Here is a 14,344-nt window from a genome sequence, read left to right as displayed (position 1 = left end):
GCCTGCGCTTTCGGTGACAAGGGAAAAAGTGGAGGTAACATGAACGGAAAAACGGTTTATTTTCGACTATTGGTAGGATTCGTTCTGATGCTTGCCGGACAAACAAATGGAAATGCATTCCAGCGAGCGGAACGCCCCAACGTTGTTTTGATCATCAGCGATGATCAGGGCTATGGTGATTTGGGCATTCACGGCAATCCCCACATTCAAACACCCGTATTGGATAAGTTGGGAAGGGAGAGCCTGCGCCTGACCAATTTTTACGTGTCACCGGTTTGTGCGCCGACCCGCTCCAGCCTGATGACCGGCCGGTATTCCCTTCGAACCGGTGTACGGGACACCTATAATGGCGGTGCGATCATGGCCACCGAAGAAGTCACGATAGCAGAGATGCTGCAGTCGGCAGGCTACCGAACGGGCATGTTCGGGAAATGGCATTTGGGAGACAACTATCCTTTTCGGCCCGGAGACCAGGGCTTTGAGGAGTCCCTGATTCACCTTGCGGGTGGCATGGGGCAGCCGGGAGATTTTACCACCTATTTTCAGGGAGACCGTAGTTATTTCGATCCGGTTCTTTGGTACAATGGGCAGCAAAAAGCCTTTCAGGGCTATTGTTCGGATATTTTTACAACGGAGGCCTTACGCTTTATGGAAAAAAAGGCATCGGATCCTTTTTTCCTCTACCTTTCCTTTAATGCGCCTCACACGCCACTGCAGGTTCCCGACAAGTATTACGAACGGTACAAGGACCTGGATCCCTCGGCTGGTTTTGATAAAGACGGCCGTCCCTTTCCAGAGATGAGCGAACGGGATAAGGAGGCCGCGCGAAAAGTCTATGCCATGGTGTCCAATATCGACGACAATGTAGGAAGGGTACTGGATAAGTTGGAAGAACTGGGCATTGCAGAGAATACGGTTGTGATCTTTATGACCGACAACGGCCCCCAGCAGGCCCGCTATGTGGGGGGGATGCGCGGTAGAAAAGGAAACGTATTTCGGGGAGGCGTACGGGTACCGTTTTTCCTCCGATTACCGGATCGGCTGGAAGGAAATAGGGACATTTCCACCAGCCTGGCCCACATAGACGTGCTACCCACCCTTGCCGAACTCTGCGAGGCACCCCTTCCAACGGACCGGCAAATCGATGGCAAAAGCTTCTATCCCCTGCTGCAGGGTAGGGATGTGGCAGGTTTTGACGATAGGTCCTTGTTCTTTTACTGGACCCGAAGGTATCCGGAGTTGTACAACAATATTGCCCTCCATAGAGGGAATTTCAAATTGGTAGGCAATACCGGTTACGAAGCAAAGGAATCAGATTTTGAGTTGTTTGATATCGAGGCAGATCCTTACGAATTGAATTCGGTTTTGGATGCCAATAAGCCAATTGCGAGCGCGCTAAAGTCCGAAATGGATGCGATGATAGCCGATTTGACGCAATCCCCCCACCTCAATCGGCCCCAGCGGGTAATCATTGGTAGCGAGCAGGAAAACCCGGTATACCTCAACCGCAACGACGCGGACGGAGAGCGAGGCATTTGGACGCAGGAGGAGGTTTTTGGAATGTGGAAGGTAAAAACGCTGGAGGGCAGGTACCGCATCCGATTTAAATTTATCCAACCCTTAAAAACCAAGGGGAGAATGGTACTCGAAACCAACTCGGTAATCCTGCAGCAGCAGCATCGGGAGGTCCCGACCGATGAGATTTCCATGGAGAATGTTTACCTGCCAGAAATGGAAATGGACCTGGTTCCCTTTTACCAAACAGAGGGTAGAAGTATATTTCCGCTTTGGATGGAGCTGGAAAAGATTTCTGGTCCATGAAATCTGGTACTGGTGTGTGGAGTCATCCAGTATAAGAACCTGATTATTTCGTATTTCCTTTATACGTATCAGCTAACTGATTTTTATACTACTGATTGATTTAAATTACGCTTTTAAAAGTTACCTTTTTTGGTAACTTTTATTATCTTTGTTGCGTATGAGAATAATAAAAGAGAAAATGCTGACCCAGTATTGTAAGCAAAGCAAATACGATCAGGCTGAAGCATCTTTAAAGGCTTGGATTTATGAAGTCAGATTCTCTAATTGGGCAAACTCAAATGAATTGAAGGCAAAATTCGGGAATGCCAGTATTTTTAGTTCTAAAAGAGTAGTGTTCAATATAAATGGAAATGATTATCGGTTGATTGTTGATATTGAGTACAAATTAAAAATTGTGTTTGTGGTTTGGTTTGGGACTCATGTAGAATATGATAAAATTGATGCAAAAAGCGGTACGGTATGAAAATTAAAATATTGAGTACAAAGCAAGCATATAACGATGCTTGTGATCGAATCTATAATTTGATCAACAGTTCAGAAAAACCTATTGAGCCGGATAGTCCAGAAGGTGAAGAAATAGCACTTTTGTCCTTGCTGGTAGAAAAATACGAGCAAGAAAATTTTCCGATTGAAGCCCCTGACCCCATAGAAGCCATCAAGTTTAGAATGGATCAGATGAATTTAAAACAGGTGGATATTGCCCCGCTTCTGGGAGGGAAAACAAGGGTGTCTGAGATTCTGCATGGGAAGCGGGCATTGACCCTCAAAATGATCATTTTGCTGAATAGGTATTTAGGAATTCCTTTTGAATCGCTTATTGCAGGCAACAAAGATGTTAAACTGGAGCCGGAAATGCAAGCTAGGGTTTTAGGTAATGCCTCCATCAAAAAGTATTTTTCCGGGGCTGTATTTTGAAAGATGAGCTGACAGCTCCGAATCATGTGGGATAGCAGCCTACCATTAGGCCAAATAGTGTGGAAGCCCATCAAAACTTTCTTTAAAACACTTCGATTTCAATCTTGGTCGCTTAAGATTTCCCGTGTACCCAGGCCTGTACAATAATAACCGTGGGTGCATCCCACGGTTATTTGACAACGGATAGGCCCCAACCCCGGAAGGGGTCGAACACTGCTTCGAGAAGCATTGGCACCCGCAGCTCACTTTTATTTGATAATCGGAATCAATCCACAGTTATCCTCACAAAGCCCAACTCATCATCCATATTTTCGTACAACCATATTTTATTATCCGTGAAAAAGTGTTGGCGTGGATTTTTTTGGTACTGGTCCAGATGCTGCTCACCGAGCATATTTAATTCCTTATCAAAAACGGTCAGGTATACTTCTGCTCCGATTTCGATTGCTTCTCCATACTCGTTAAGGTTTTCAGAAAATTGGGTTGTGAACGATAGCCGGATGTAACGCTGAGAAACCGGGTCCCATTTAGGAGGTAGAAAATAAATCGATTCATTGAATTTCATGTAGTGTTCTTCCGCCTGCAGCAGTTCCACGGTTTTTGGGAGTTTGTATTCATTTTGGTTTGGTGTAAGCTGGCTTTCCCAGGTTTTCAGGTGCAGGGAATCCGTCAGGATGTCGTACACATAGGCTTCGTTGAATGCACCGTTGGTAATCACGATTTTGTTGTCCTGGATCGCGTGTGCCATGGGTTTTGGGCTGAATCCTCCTGCGGGCTTTCCCTCGTGTTCGATTTCCATCCTGTAGTCGTTGAGCTTCCTGGTCTCGGGCAACGGTATTTTTTCATACGATTCACTTTCCAGGTCAAACCGGATAAGAAAAAATTGGTGATCCAGCCATCTGCCGTACAGGCCATAAAACTTATTGGGATCGCCGGGATGCTCCATCAAGCGTATGGGAAACGTTTCCGGACCTTCTATTTCCGGGGCTATTTTGGTCAACTTTAGGTCCCTTACTTTCTTGCCCTCCTGATCAAATAAAGCGTTGAGTAGACCAGACCAGACCATTATTTGATCTGTTCCGGTCAAAGCATAGCCGGAAATATTTCTTCCCATGCCATTTGGCCCTTCCTTTTCGTACTGGAGCGTCCTCTCCAGTTCTAACTTCTCCAAATTGACCTTATCAAACCTGGCCTCGCCATAGTTATAGTGATACAGATAGTTGCCTTCGGAGGAAAGCTCGGGATGGCTAATACCGTATTTTAGATTGATGATACTGCCTTTTGGATCAATACGCACTGTATCCTGAGACAGTGTAAATTCCCGAATAGCGCTTGATTCAGGGGTATTCCCTGTACAACTGCTGAGGATAAGCAGACCGAATGCCATTCCAATATGTTTCATTCCTTTTTTTATAAAAACCGATTTCTTGAAGGCTCAGTTCACTCGATTGGAGAACCATGGAATCAGTCCTCCATGAAGGCTACTAAAAAAATGGTATTCCAATCTTCCATTTCGTACTATTTACTATTTTTTAGTGAATGGGTCAAACAAAAGGAAACATCGTGTAACCATGGACGATGTTCAACCCCGTCCGGGGTTGTGGAGCGGGTATTTCGGCTTGTATTCCCCGGGTTTCGCCCGGGGTTAGGATTCTTGAAGCCCTTCAGGCTTCGGGTTTGATAGGGTATTACTTGTAGTCTGGATATTCATAAGTCCAATTCGAATAGGAAATTGATCTGAGATATCCACTAGTCCGAATTGGCAAAGGTAATTGTTATTTCTTTCGATCACCGTCGATTATTGAAGATCAACTGAGTACTCCAGGCCTGAAGGGCCTGAACTATACTAACCGCGGGTGCAGCCCGCGGCGTAAGGAGCACGAAGTACCTGCAACCCCGGAAGGGGTTGAACCGGGATAGTAGGTACGCTGTATTGGGAACCTACCGCTTCTGAAAACCGGATCACAGCGTCGATACCAGATCGGCACGAGAGACCCCGGTGGCTCAAGCAACCGGTGTACCATTCTTTTTCCTTTGACCTGAAGGGTGCCATCGCCAAAATACCAGCTGCATTGGCCAGGAACGAATCAGAAAAAGAAAGCCTCAAACAACGGACACCCCCCATTCCTTGCCAGACACTACCCGTATCATTCGCTTTCCGGTTCCCAGCGCAACCGGCACATCTGCGTTCCTGCTGCCGGATCGTGGTTAGAGGAAAGGAACTCTTCTCCAGCTACCTGGTAAATTTCCGGAGCGGCGCAGGGAATTTGTCCCAGGTATTTATTCGCAGCGGATGCATCCTCCCTTCCAAAATCCAGGGGATCTTCGCTGCGAAATACATGGGTAATTGCCTGCACATAATTTTGAGTTCGAAAGAGGTAATAATACCCTTCCCGGTACACCACATGGGGGCATTCGATTTCCCACCAGTTGCTGCCGTACTGCCTGGCCCGGTGTACCAGTTGGTAGTTGGACCAGTGGAGCAGGTCCCGGGAGGTACGAACAAACATCCCACCTTTTTCGGGATCGCCGTCCTCCAGGCCGGTATAGTACAGGTGCCAAAGGCCGTCAATCTTGATCAGGCAGGGATCCCTTGCTTCTCCCGGCCCGGTAAATGCCCGACTCAGTCCATCGTCAAACGTATGCCTGCTCCAGCGCAGCCCGTCGGGGGAAGTCATGATGCAAATCTGGCATTCGGTGTCGAAGCTTTCGTTCCGGGTTTTTCCCAGGGAGGGAACGCCTTGCCGATTTCTTCCGGTGCTATGGCCGCCATAAAACATGTAGTATCGTCCGTTTTCTTTCACGAAAAAAGGGGATTGGATCCACTCTTCGTTTCCCCATCCATTGATGCTCTCGCCAAAGGCCTCGTTTGCGCGCATAAACTCACCGGTGTCTTCCCAAGGGCTGTCGGTGAGGTTTTTGGCTTTCCAGTGGTATAAAATTCTACCCCAGCCGGTATCCCGTACACAGCCCCACAAATGCCACTGCCCATCCTCCGCCTGAAAAATATGGTGATCAACGGACTCGTAGGCCTGGAGATTCCCTTCGGCATTAATTTTTACCGGCAGGGTGTTTTTCCCCGCCGGAGGAGGAGGCCCGATCAGCCACCAGTTTTCGTCCAATACCGGTTTGAGCTTTCGTCGGGTGGTCCGGGCCTGGGTTACAAGGGGCTTCAGCCCACCGCCCAAAAGTAGGCCTAGTGACCCGCAACACAGACTGCTTTTTAAAAAGTTACGTCGGGAGTTCCGGACTTCCTCCTGGCTAGCCCGGATGGATTGATTGGTAGGTTTCATGGCCTCAATTGGTTTGATGTATTGTAGGTTTGTTTAGGAATCCTTATGTTGCCAGGACTGTCAATCGGCCTGGTTTGTCGTTAGTAGTACCCAGGGAGCGGAACGGTCGGAGCCGACGGAATTAACAGTCTACCCGCGCTGAGAACGATCCTTTTGCTATTCCCGGTCCCCTTTCTGATAGCCTGCCAGAAGTGATAGCAAACGGTCCACGACTTCGGGTTGCTGCCGGGAAAGGTCCCGGCTTTCCCGGAAATCCTCTTGTAGCTGATACAATTCCCTCTGCCCGTTATCTCGCACGATCAATTTCCAGTCGCCCTCCCGCACGGCGGAAGCTCCCTTTATTTTCCAGTAAAAGGAACGGGGGCTGGCCGGTTTTTCCTGCAGGCCTGCCAGGTGCTTCCAGACGGAGGCCCCGTCCCAGGGAATTGTCGCTTGCGGGGCAGTTCCGGAGATTTCAAGGAGGGTAGGTAGCCAGTCACTCATGTGGATGGGCACACGGATTTTTCCGGCACTGAGCTTTGCCGGCCAGTTAACGATACCCGGAACACGGATACCACCTTCGTATAGGTCTCCTTTCCATCCCCTGAGCGGAAAATTGTTTCCCAGCACGACATGAGGTTTATCGGCATATTTTCCCCGGTACTGCTCGGTACTGCTCCAACTTTTTTGTCCGCCGTTATCGCTAAGAAACAGAATCAGGGTATTTTCCCGTTGCCCGGTCTCCTCCAGGGCTTGCAGGATTTTGCCGATCCCTTCGTCCAGGTGCGAGACGCTGGCAGCAAATAATTTTCGGGAAGGGTGCATGGTCGGTCGATCTGCATAAATCGAGAGGTATTTCTCCGGCTCGTCAAGTGGGTAGTGCGGCACGTGGTGGGCCAGGTAGAGAAAAAAGGGTGTTTCCCTCTTTTCCCGGATGAGGCGCACAGCCTCTTCTGTCAATAGGTCTGTCACGTGCCCTTCTTCCTCCAAATACCGATCGTCCCGATGCCAGGATTTTCGGTCGGTTAGGTTGGTTTCTGTTTTGTATTCGTGGGTATAGGGATCGATCTGACCGTCAAAGTATCCGTACGAACGATCAAACCCATACCGAAGCGGGGTGTAGGGCGGCGAACCCATGTGCCATTTTCCGACGATGGCGGTAAAATAGCCCGCTTCTCGCAAGAGGGAAGGCAGGGTGGGAGTTCCGAGGTCGATCACTTCCCCATAGGCCGGCGCCAATACACTGAACCGGCTTGGAAACCTGCCCGTCATCAGGCTGACACGGGTGGGAGTACAGGTAGGCATGACATAAAACTGTTCGAGTATCTTGCCCGTCTGTGCCAGCCGATCAATGTTGGGCGTGAAAATCTCCGACCCCTGGTATCCCACATCGGACCATCCCAGATCGTCGGGGACGATCACCAGGATATTGGGTCGCTCCCGCGGCGCGATCTGAGCCGGAGACATCCAGGCTTGGCAGAAAATTAGAACACTTACGAGAAGGAGCAGACGTTTCATGGTGGGTTTGGGTTTTTACAAAGAAAGAACTTTTTGGGAAATACCGCCAAATTTGCCCGAATAAATACCTACAGCATTGGATCCGGGGGGCGGGAACAGACGGTGGCCAAAAGGTGCTCCCATTTCGGCTGTTCAAGCGGCGGCCCTATTACCTGGCGTTTGTGAAACCCGCTGAGGTATAGGGTTCCGGTTGACGGTTTGCCCGCAGCCTCCTCCCCGTCTCCGAATCGATAGGTACTAGCGATGGATTTAAAGATTTCAACGTGTATTCCTATTTTTTTATTTTAACTTATCATTAATATAAATATTTTTAATTAAATATTTGTTAATTTATAATTTTTAGCTATCTCTAGCGCTCTTTTTACAAAATTTAATTGTAATTTCATCGCGTCGTTTCAGAAGCTTTTTACTCCCGCATCGGGATGAAAACCTTCTGTCAAACGAAATTGGTAATATGTATCCGTAGCGTTTTGGCGTTTTCCAGAGAAAAACCGGGACCCTGTCTGCTATTGGCAGTTGGAAGAACGTGTACACAAAAAAAAGAAAAATAGTCCGGTACCGGTGCTAGCAAAGCGGCGTGTACCTTTTTATTTCAACCCAAAAACTGATTTCTTACTAAACCTATGTATCATTACTTAATCCCTACAAACACATGAATAAAACCCTACCAGACGAACGGGTGATGCGACGTTGCCGGTTCGCGTTTCAGGTTTTGGTGCTGCTTGCGGTAATGCTTTCCCATCCGGTGCTAGCTACGGTAAGTGGATTGAACCTTCCCGATCGGACGATCCGAGGTACCGTCCTGGATGAAACCGGCCAACCCCTGCCGGGAGCTACGGTAACCGTATCCGGCAGCAATGCAGGTACTGTTTCTGACATTGATGGAAATTTTTCCCTCACCGTGCCCGATGATGCCACGCTGGTCATCTCGTTCATCGGCTATGCCACCCAGACCATTGCTATCGGAAATCAAACCGAATTGACGATTCAAATGAGTCCGGACGAGACCTCTCTTTCCGAAGTGTTGGTGGTCGGCTACGGTACCCAGGAAAAACGGGACGTAACCGGAGCGGTTTCTTCCGTCAAAGGGAGCGCCATTCAGAATTTACCGGTTTCCGGAGCAGCGCAGGCCCTGCAAGGTAGAGCCGCCGGAGTGAACGTGGTTCGAAACGGTGGTGCTCCTGGAAATCAAGGGTCCATCCGCATCCGGGGAACGGGCACGCTGAACAATGCCGATCCCTTGATCATCATTGATGGCGTACCGGGTGGTAACCTCAACGACGTGAACCCCAATAACATCGAATCCATTGAAGTGCTTAAGGATGCTTCCGCTTCGGCTATTTACGGAACCCGTGCCGCCAACGGCGTGGTGATCGTGACCACCAAACGCGGGGATTTTGACCAACCGCTGAAATTTGAACTCAACGCCTACGCGGGCGTATCCAATGCCATCAAGACCATCGATGTATTGGAGGCTCCCGATCTTGCCTTGCTGAAGCGGGAACGGTATACGAACGATGGACTGGCTATCAATCCCATTTGGGAAAACCCTGCCTACCAGACCCAGCAAACCAATTGGCAGCAAGAGCTATTGGGGCAGGGTACCACGCAAAACGTAGACTTGACCCTTACCGGAGGAAACAAAAACTCTTCCTTTATGCTTTCGGGTGGGTATTTTGAGGAGAAAGGGATGATTACCAATTCCAATTTCCGAAGACTGAGTTTTCGTCTGAATTCCGACCACAAAATAAGTGAGCGGTTTAAAATCGGTCAAAACCTGCAATTGGTTTCCATCGATCAGGTTAGTCCCAATACCCTTTCGGCCCAGACCGGGGTGTTGTGGAGCGCCATTCGCTTCCATCCTGGACTGCCCGTGCGTAATCCGGACGGAAGTTTTAGCTCCTCTCAGATTTCGGGGGAATTTGGCGATATCAACAACCCCATTTTCACTCAGGAAACCCTGGACAACAACAACACCAGTCACAAACTACTTGGGAACGTGCAGGCCGAATACGAATTGCTCGAAGGCTTGAAAGTGCGGGCGAATTTTGGATTGGAAGGGGCTATCAGCGACGGATCGAATTTTAACATCATTGTCAACGACCAGATACGTGCGAACCCCCGCAATTCCCTGTCACGAAGTTATAACGAATACTACTCCGTGCTGGCCGAATACTTTGTTTCCTACGACAAGGTATTTGCCGACCTGCACAAGGTGAATTTTGTCGGTGGATACACCACGCAAACCTTCAACTCGGATGGATTCAGTGCCAGCAAGCTGGACTTTATCGACGAGTCCTTTGATCAGCGGTTTTTGGACGTGGGGCAAACCCTGAATTCCATCAACGGAGGGAAATCCTACGATGCCCTCGCCTCCTATTTTGGTCGAGTTGCCTACAACTACGACGAGCGCTACCTGTTTACGGCTACGTTCCGAAGTGATGGTTCTTCCAAATTCGCTCCCGGCAACCGATGGGGGTATTTCCCTGCGTTCTCCCTGGGCTGGAGGGTCTCGGAAGAAGACTTTTTTCAGAACATTGGGTTTATTTCCAACCTGAAGATTACCGGGGGATGGGGAAGCCTGGGTAACCAAAACGTGCCCGGCCTGCAGTACCTGGCGCTTATCAGTTCGGGACGTAGGTATTCCTTCGGTGGCAACCAAACGGTAGGGGCTGCCCAAACCCGAATCCCCAATCGAAATATCACCTGGGAATCTGCCCAAATGACCAATTTTGGCCTGGACATTGGGTTTCTGGAAAACCGTTTATTGGCTAACTTCAACTATTTTATCAAAAATACCAAGGACATGCTGATCGCGCCTCCCACCATTGGTAGCATCGGCACCGCTCAGATTCCCAATCAAAACATTGGCGAACTGCGAAACCAGGGCCTGGAAATGGAATTGGTATTTCGGGAAACCAAAGGTAAACTGTTTTATTCGCTGAGTGGAAATGCTTCCTTTATCCAAAACGAAGTTACCCAGCTCGCGGATGGAAACTTTATCGGATCTCGTCTGTACGGCCGATCCAGCCAGGAACTGTCCCGAACCTACGAGGGCTTTCCCATTGCCAGTTTTTACGGCTGGCGGGCAGACGGCCTTTACCAAAGCGATGAGCAGATCCAATCTGATCCCAATATCGCAAACGATCCCCGGAGAACTGCCGGCTTGATCCAGCCGGGAGACGTACGTTTTATCGATCTGAATAACGACGGACTGATCGACGAAACCGATCGGGAGGTCATCGGTAATCCCCATCCCAAGGTGGTGTACGGCTTAAATGCAGAGCTGGGCTACGGTAATTTTGATCTGAGCCTGTTTTTCCTTGGCAATGCAGGTTTTGACATTTACAATGCCGACCGCATGCAGGGAATTGATCCTACCTATCCGTTCAACATGTATGCCGAAACGATCAATCGCTGGAACGGTCAGGGAAGTACCAATGAAATTCCGCGCATGACCACCCAACGAGACAACCTCAATCACCGGACTTCGGATTTGTTCCTCGAGAGGGGCGATTTCTTCCGACTCAAAAACCTGGTAGTGGGGTATACCTTGCCAGAAATGCTGACCTCCAAAATCGGGGTAACCCGGGCTCGGTTTTACGCCACCGGGCAGAACGTATTCATTCTTACCGGCTATTCCGGCATGGATCCCGAATTGGGCTACACGGATGGAAACTTGCAGTTGAATGCTGATTTTGCTCAATATCCGCAGGCCAGAAGCTGGACCATTGGTACTACTATCACATTTTAAGTCAAGCCATGAAAAAGACGATTGTATATTTACTACTTTCCGGGCTGCTGCTAGGCGCCTGTGACGATTCCATTTTGGAGACAGTGCCGTATGGGCAATCCACTTCCTCCCAGTTTTGGAGAAATGCGGACGATGCCGTTGCCGCTGCCAATGCCATGTACGAGCCCCTGATAACACATGACTTCTACGGGCATGCGGAGCATACCTTTGATATTCCCTCCGACGACCAATTCCGGGCAGGTGACCACGGGGAAGACCAGGCCATCGAATCCTTTACGTTCGATGCGGGGAATCCGCAGTTGTATTACAGCTGGCGGCACAAGTACGAAGTCATTTCACGCGCCAACGCGGTGCTGATCAACGTACCCGATATATCCATGGACCAAAGCCTAAAAAACCGCACGCTGGGTGAAGCCCACTTTCTACGGGGCTTTATGTACTGGCGACTGATGGTTATTTATGGGGGCGTTCCCTTGATTTTGGAAGCGGATGTACTCGCCAATGAGTTTAACAAACCCCGGGCCAGCATGGAAGAAATGCAAGCGCAGATTGTGGCGGACTTGAGCACGGCAGCCGACTTGCTGCCAGAATCTTACGGTCCGGACGATCTGGGCCGTGCACACAAAGGATCTGCCCGTGGATTGCTGGCTAAGTTGTACCTTTACCAGGAGAATTTTGCCGGGGCCATACAGGTCGGACAGCAGGTTTTGGATGGCCCGTATCCGTTGGCAGCTGATTTTGGGGACAACTTCCGGGTGGAAACCCAGAACAACCCCGAGATGCTCTTTGCGGTGCAGAGTTTGCAAGGATGGCGGGAAAACAACCACGTGATCTATTCCACCCCCAGACCCTGGGGAGGCTGGGATTTTCACGAGCCCGTACAGGATTTGATCGATGAATTTGAAGAAGGCGATCCCCGTCTGGATTATACCGTCTACAAACCCGGAGACATGGTGGACCTCGGCGGTAGCCGAGGCCTGACGCCTTATACCGAGGATCTATCGTCGACGGGCTACCACTTCCGGAAATATAGCTCCTGGAGACCGCAGGGAGGCTTGAACATGAGTCATAACAACCCCATCTTGCGTACTGCCGACGTGTACCTGATCGTGGCGGAAGCCAAAATACGCTCCGGACAAAACGGGGATGCGGAGATCAACGCGGTGCGTGAACGGTCCGGAAGGGCACCGGTGACCAATGCCACCATGGAGCACCTGATTCACGAACGAAGGGTGGAATTGGCCGGCGAAAACCAGCGCCATCAGGACCTGATCCGTTGGGATAAGGCAGGTATTGTGGACATTGTGGCCCTCTACCAGAAAGACCTGGGTCCCTTGAAGCCACCCCGAACCTTCGAACGGCCCAAGCATTACTTATTTGCCATTCCTCAACGGGAAATAGATCTGAGTAACGGGGTATTGACCCAAAACCCTGGGTATTGATGGAAAGACTTGCGTTTTTCTTCCTCCTTGGCCTGGGAATACTGGCTGCCTGTACCCGTACTACCGGGGAGCAGCTGCTCGGAAAATGGAAGTTGGACTCCGCGTACTACCATTACAACCAGTTTAGTTTCAGCAGTGGCGGCTGGCACCAGGAGGAGATTTACGAGTTTCTCCCAAGCGGAGAAACGCGTACCCTGGCGCAGGGATCCTTTATTTCCAATGCATACGAGCTGGAAGGCAATCAATTGATCTACCTGGACGAATCAGGGCTGCCGAGCAGTACCTACGAAATCCTGGCCCTGGACCGGAATCATCTGGTGCTTCGTGCAGAGAAACAGCCTCTGTTCAAGGGAGGCAACCAAAATCGATTTGAGATTCGCTATTTTTCCAGATTTGATTGAACGGGATAGGAGGTAAGCCGATTACCCCGTAGATCGAAGTAATCGATGCGAATCAATTCTTTTTCATAGGGAATGCTAGTGGGCTGTTGGGTCAGGTACCCCGCTCCCCGGTAGCATTCCTTTTTTCGTATCCTTCCCGATCGGTAATGCAGCTCCACGTAAGCAGCCTGATTGGGGTCAGGCGGAGAATAATCCGGCGGTCCGGTCGGGAAAATATCCAGCCAGGTGCTGGGAGCATTGTTTTTCAAAACCATCGCCAGGGATTTTCCGCGGTTTTCCACCCGCACATGGGTCAATCCCCGGTGATCCCCCGAGAGCCAGGGCGATTGCGGAGGACAGGTAAAATTTCCCTTGCCGTCGCCGTGCAGCAGCAGCCCGTAGGAGGCATCGTAGGGACCGTTGATGGCCTCTGCCAGGTGGTTGTTTCCCGTTAGGAAAAGGTCCGTATATCCGTCTCCGTTAAGATCCGAAGCCAGCGCTCCATAAACCGGCGCCAGCTGTGCCTCGTTGGGCAGGGGTAGCCATTGAAAGCCTTCTTCGGTATTCAAGAGGATGCCGGAGGCAAACCGATCGGCGGATAACTGCTGCGGTTCGCTTAGGCCCGTCGCGCCAATCAGGGAGGCCAAATCAGCCTGCGCATAGTCCTGGTACCTGGGGTAGGTTTTTCGTAAGGAGGGCAGTTGTTGAAACAAATCGTCCCGTGGATGCAGGGGGACGCGCTTGCCGTTCCGTACCTCCGAAATAATTGCCTCCCTGCTGCCATTGGCGTCAAAATCCGCCCAGTGTATCTGCAGCGGCTTGCCCTCGCGGGCCCGATAGCGGCTATTGTATCCCAGGTTTCCGAGGATGTAATCGGTACGTCCGTCCCCATTCAGATCGGCTCCGCTGATGCTGTTCCACCAGCCAGCGCCGTTCGTCCCTCCGTTTTCCATGGGTTTGTGAACCAGTTTTCCCTGTTGATTTTCAAACAGCGTGACTTCCATCCATTCCCCCACCAGCCACAAATCCAGCCAGCCATCGTTGTCATAATCGGACCAAAGCGCTGAGGTAACCATGCCGATGGATGCCAGTCCGGGCGCGCGCTCCTTTGTTACGTCCCGGAATTTCCCTCCATCGTTGAGCAGCAATTGGGAGGTTCCGGGAAGGGGATAGTCATTGGGTGCCAGTCGCCCCCCGATAAACAAATCCAGGTCCCCATCGGCGTCAAAATCGCCGGCAATG

Annotated in this window: 10 protein-coding genes; 6 read left to right on the top strand and 4 right to left on the bottom strand. The window is 50.4% G+C overall.

What is annotated here, in order from left to right; translation table 11 throughout:
• The first annotated feature begins 39 nt into the window (after nucleotides 1–39).
• From ABWH99_RS15990 to ABWH99_RS15980, 3 genes are all read left to right on the top strand, one after another.
• Complete coding sequence (locus ABWH99_RS15990) at nucleotides 40–1,821, top strand: arylsulfatase (protein ID WP_375582840.1); 1,782 nt, start codon at nucleotides 40–42, stop codon at nucleotides 1,819–1,821.
• 157 nt (nucleotides 1,822–1,978) lie between these two features.
• A complete protein-coding gene (locus ABWH99_RS15985) occupies nucleotides 1,979–2,284 on the top strand; it encodes a type II toxin-antitoxin system HigB family toxin (RefSeq protein WP_375582839.1) in 306 nt (101 codons plus the stop codon).
• Nucleotides 2,281–2,736 (top strand): type II toxin-antitoxin system HigA family antitoxin, encoded by a 456-nt coding sequence (locus ABWH99_RS15980; protein ID WP_375582838.1) that lies wholly within the window; start codon nucleotides 2,281–2,283, stop codon nucleotides 2,734–2,736. Before ABWH99_RS15985 ends, ABWH99_RS15980 begins: the two co-directional genes overlap by 4 nt.
• A 265-nt stretch (nucleotides 2,737–3,001) precedes the next feature.
• Here ABWH99_RS15980 and ABWH99_RS15975 read toward each other — a convergent pair whose 3' ends face one another.
• From ABWH99_RS15975 to ABWH99_RS15965, 3 genes are all read right to left on the bottom strand, one after another.
• On the bottom strand, nucleotides 3,002–4,138 hold the full coding sequence (locus tag ABWH99_RS15975; protein WP_375582837.1) for a DUF4221 family protein: 1,137 nt from the start codon (nucleotides 4,136–4,138) through the stop codon (nucleotides 3,002–3,004).
• 745 nt (nucleotides 4,139–4,883) lie between these two features.
• Nucleotides 4,884–6,029 (bottom strand): hypothetical protein, encoded by a 1,146-nt coding sequence (locus ABWH99_RS15970; protein ID WP_375582836.1) that lies wholly within the window; start codon nucleotides 6,027–6,029, stop codon nucleotides 4,884–4,886.
• Nucleotides 6,030–6,185: 156 nt separating this feature from the next.
• On the bottom strand, nucleotides 6,186–7,526 hold the full coding sequence (locus tag ABWH99_RS15965) for a sulfatase-like hydrolase/transferase (RefSeq protein ID WP_375582835.1): 1,341 nt from the start codon (nucleotides 7,524–7,526) through the stop codon (nucleotides 6,186–6,188).
• Nucleotides 7,527–8,178: 652 nt separating this feature from the next.
• Between ABWH99_RS15965 and ABWH99_RS15960 the strand changes: the two genes are divergently transcribed.
• From ABWH99_RS15960 to ABWH99_RS15950, 3 genes are read left to right on the top strand one after another with little or no spacing between them, the layout of a single operon-like run.
• Nucleotides 8,179–11,280 carry a SusC/RagA family TonB-linked outer membrane protein gene (locus ABWH99_RS15960; protein WP_375582834.1) on the top strand — a complete coding sequence of 1,034 codons (3,102 nt, stop codon included), beginning with the start codon at nucleotides 8,179–8,181 and terminating at the stop codon, nucleotides 11,278–11,280.
• Nucleotides 11,281–11,288: 8 nt separating this feature from the next.
• A complete protein-coding gene (locus tag ABWH99_RS15955; RefSeq protein ID WP_375582833.1) occupies nucleotides 11,289–12,722 on the top strand; it encodes a RagB/SusD family nutrient uptake outer membrane protein in 1,434 nt (477 codons plus the stop codon).
• Nucleotides 12,722–13,123 (top strand): hypothetical protein, encoded by a 402-nt coding sequence (locus ABWH99_RS15950; RefSeq protein ID WP_375582832.1) that lies wholly within the window; start codon nucleotides 12,722–12,724, stop codon nucleotides 13,121–13,123. Before ABWH99_RS15955 ends, ABWH99_RS15950 begins: the two co-directional genes overlap by 1 nt.
• On the opposite strand, the gene ABWH99_RS15945 is transcribed toward ABWH99_RS15950, so the two are convergent.
• On the bottom strand, nucleotides 13,102–14,307 hold the full coding sequence (locus ABWH99_RS15945) for an FG-GAP repeat domain-containing protein (protein WP_375582831.1): 1,206 nt from the start codon (nucleotides 14,305–14,307) through the stop codon (nucleotides 13,102–13,104). The two genes, ABWH99_RS15950 and ABWH99_RS15945, sit on opposite strands and share 22 nt — an antisense overlap.
• Nucleotides 14,308–14,344 lie beyond the last annotated feature (37 nt).

Origin of the sequence: Cyclobacterium xiamenense, from assembly GCF_042140265.1 — a bacterium.
Lineage (GTDB): Bacteria > Bacteroidota > Bacteroidia > Cytophagales > Cyclobacteriaceae > Cyclobacterium > Cyclobacterium xiamenense_A.
This window is presented reverse-complemented; position numbering and strand designations above follow the sequence as displayed.

Excerpts from the sequence above, each read along its gene's own strand:
- ABWH99_RS15990 (WP_375582840.1), top strand. The coding sequence starts at position 40 with ATGAACGGAAAAACGGTTTATTTTCGACTATTGGTAGGATTCGTTCTG.
- ABWH99_RS15985 (WP_375582839.1), top strand. The coding sequence starts at position 1,979 with ATGAGAATAATAAAAGAGAAAATGCTGACCCAGTATTGTAAGCAAAGC.
- ABWH99_RS15980 (WP_375582838.1), top strand. The coding sequence starts at position 2,281 with ATGAAAATTAAAATATTGAGTACAAAGCAAGCATATAACGATGCTTGT.
- ABWH99_RS15975 (WP_375582837.1), bottom strand. The coding sequence starts at position 4,138 with ATGAAACATATTGGAATGGCATTCGGTCTGCTTATCCTCAGCAGTTGT.
- ABWH99_RS15970 (WP_375582836.1), bottom strand. The coding sequence starts at position 6,029 with ATGAAACCTACCAATCAATCCATCCGGGCTAGCCAGGAGGAAGTCCGG.
- ABWH99_RS15965 (WP_375582835.1), bottom strand. The coding sequence starts at position 7,526 with ATGAAACGTCTGCTCCTTCTCGTAAGTGTTCTAATTTTCTGCCAAGCC.
- ABWH99_RS15960 (WP_375582834.1), top strand. The coding sequence starts at position 8,179 with ATGAATAAAACCCTACCAGACGAACGGGTGATGCGACGTTGCCGGTTC.
- ABWH99_RS15955 (WP_375582833.1), top strand. The coding sequence starts at position 11,289 with ATGAAAAAGACGATTGTATATTTACTACTTTCCGGGCTGCTGCTAGGC.
- ABWH99_RS15950 (WP_375582832.1), top strand. The coding sequence starts at position 12,722 with ATGGAAAGACTTGCGTTTTTCTTCCTCCTTGGCCTGGGAATACTGGCT.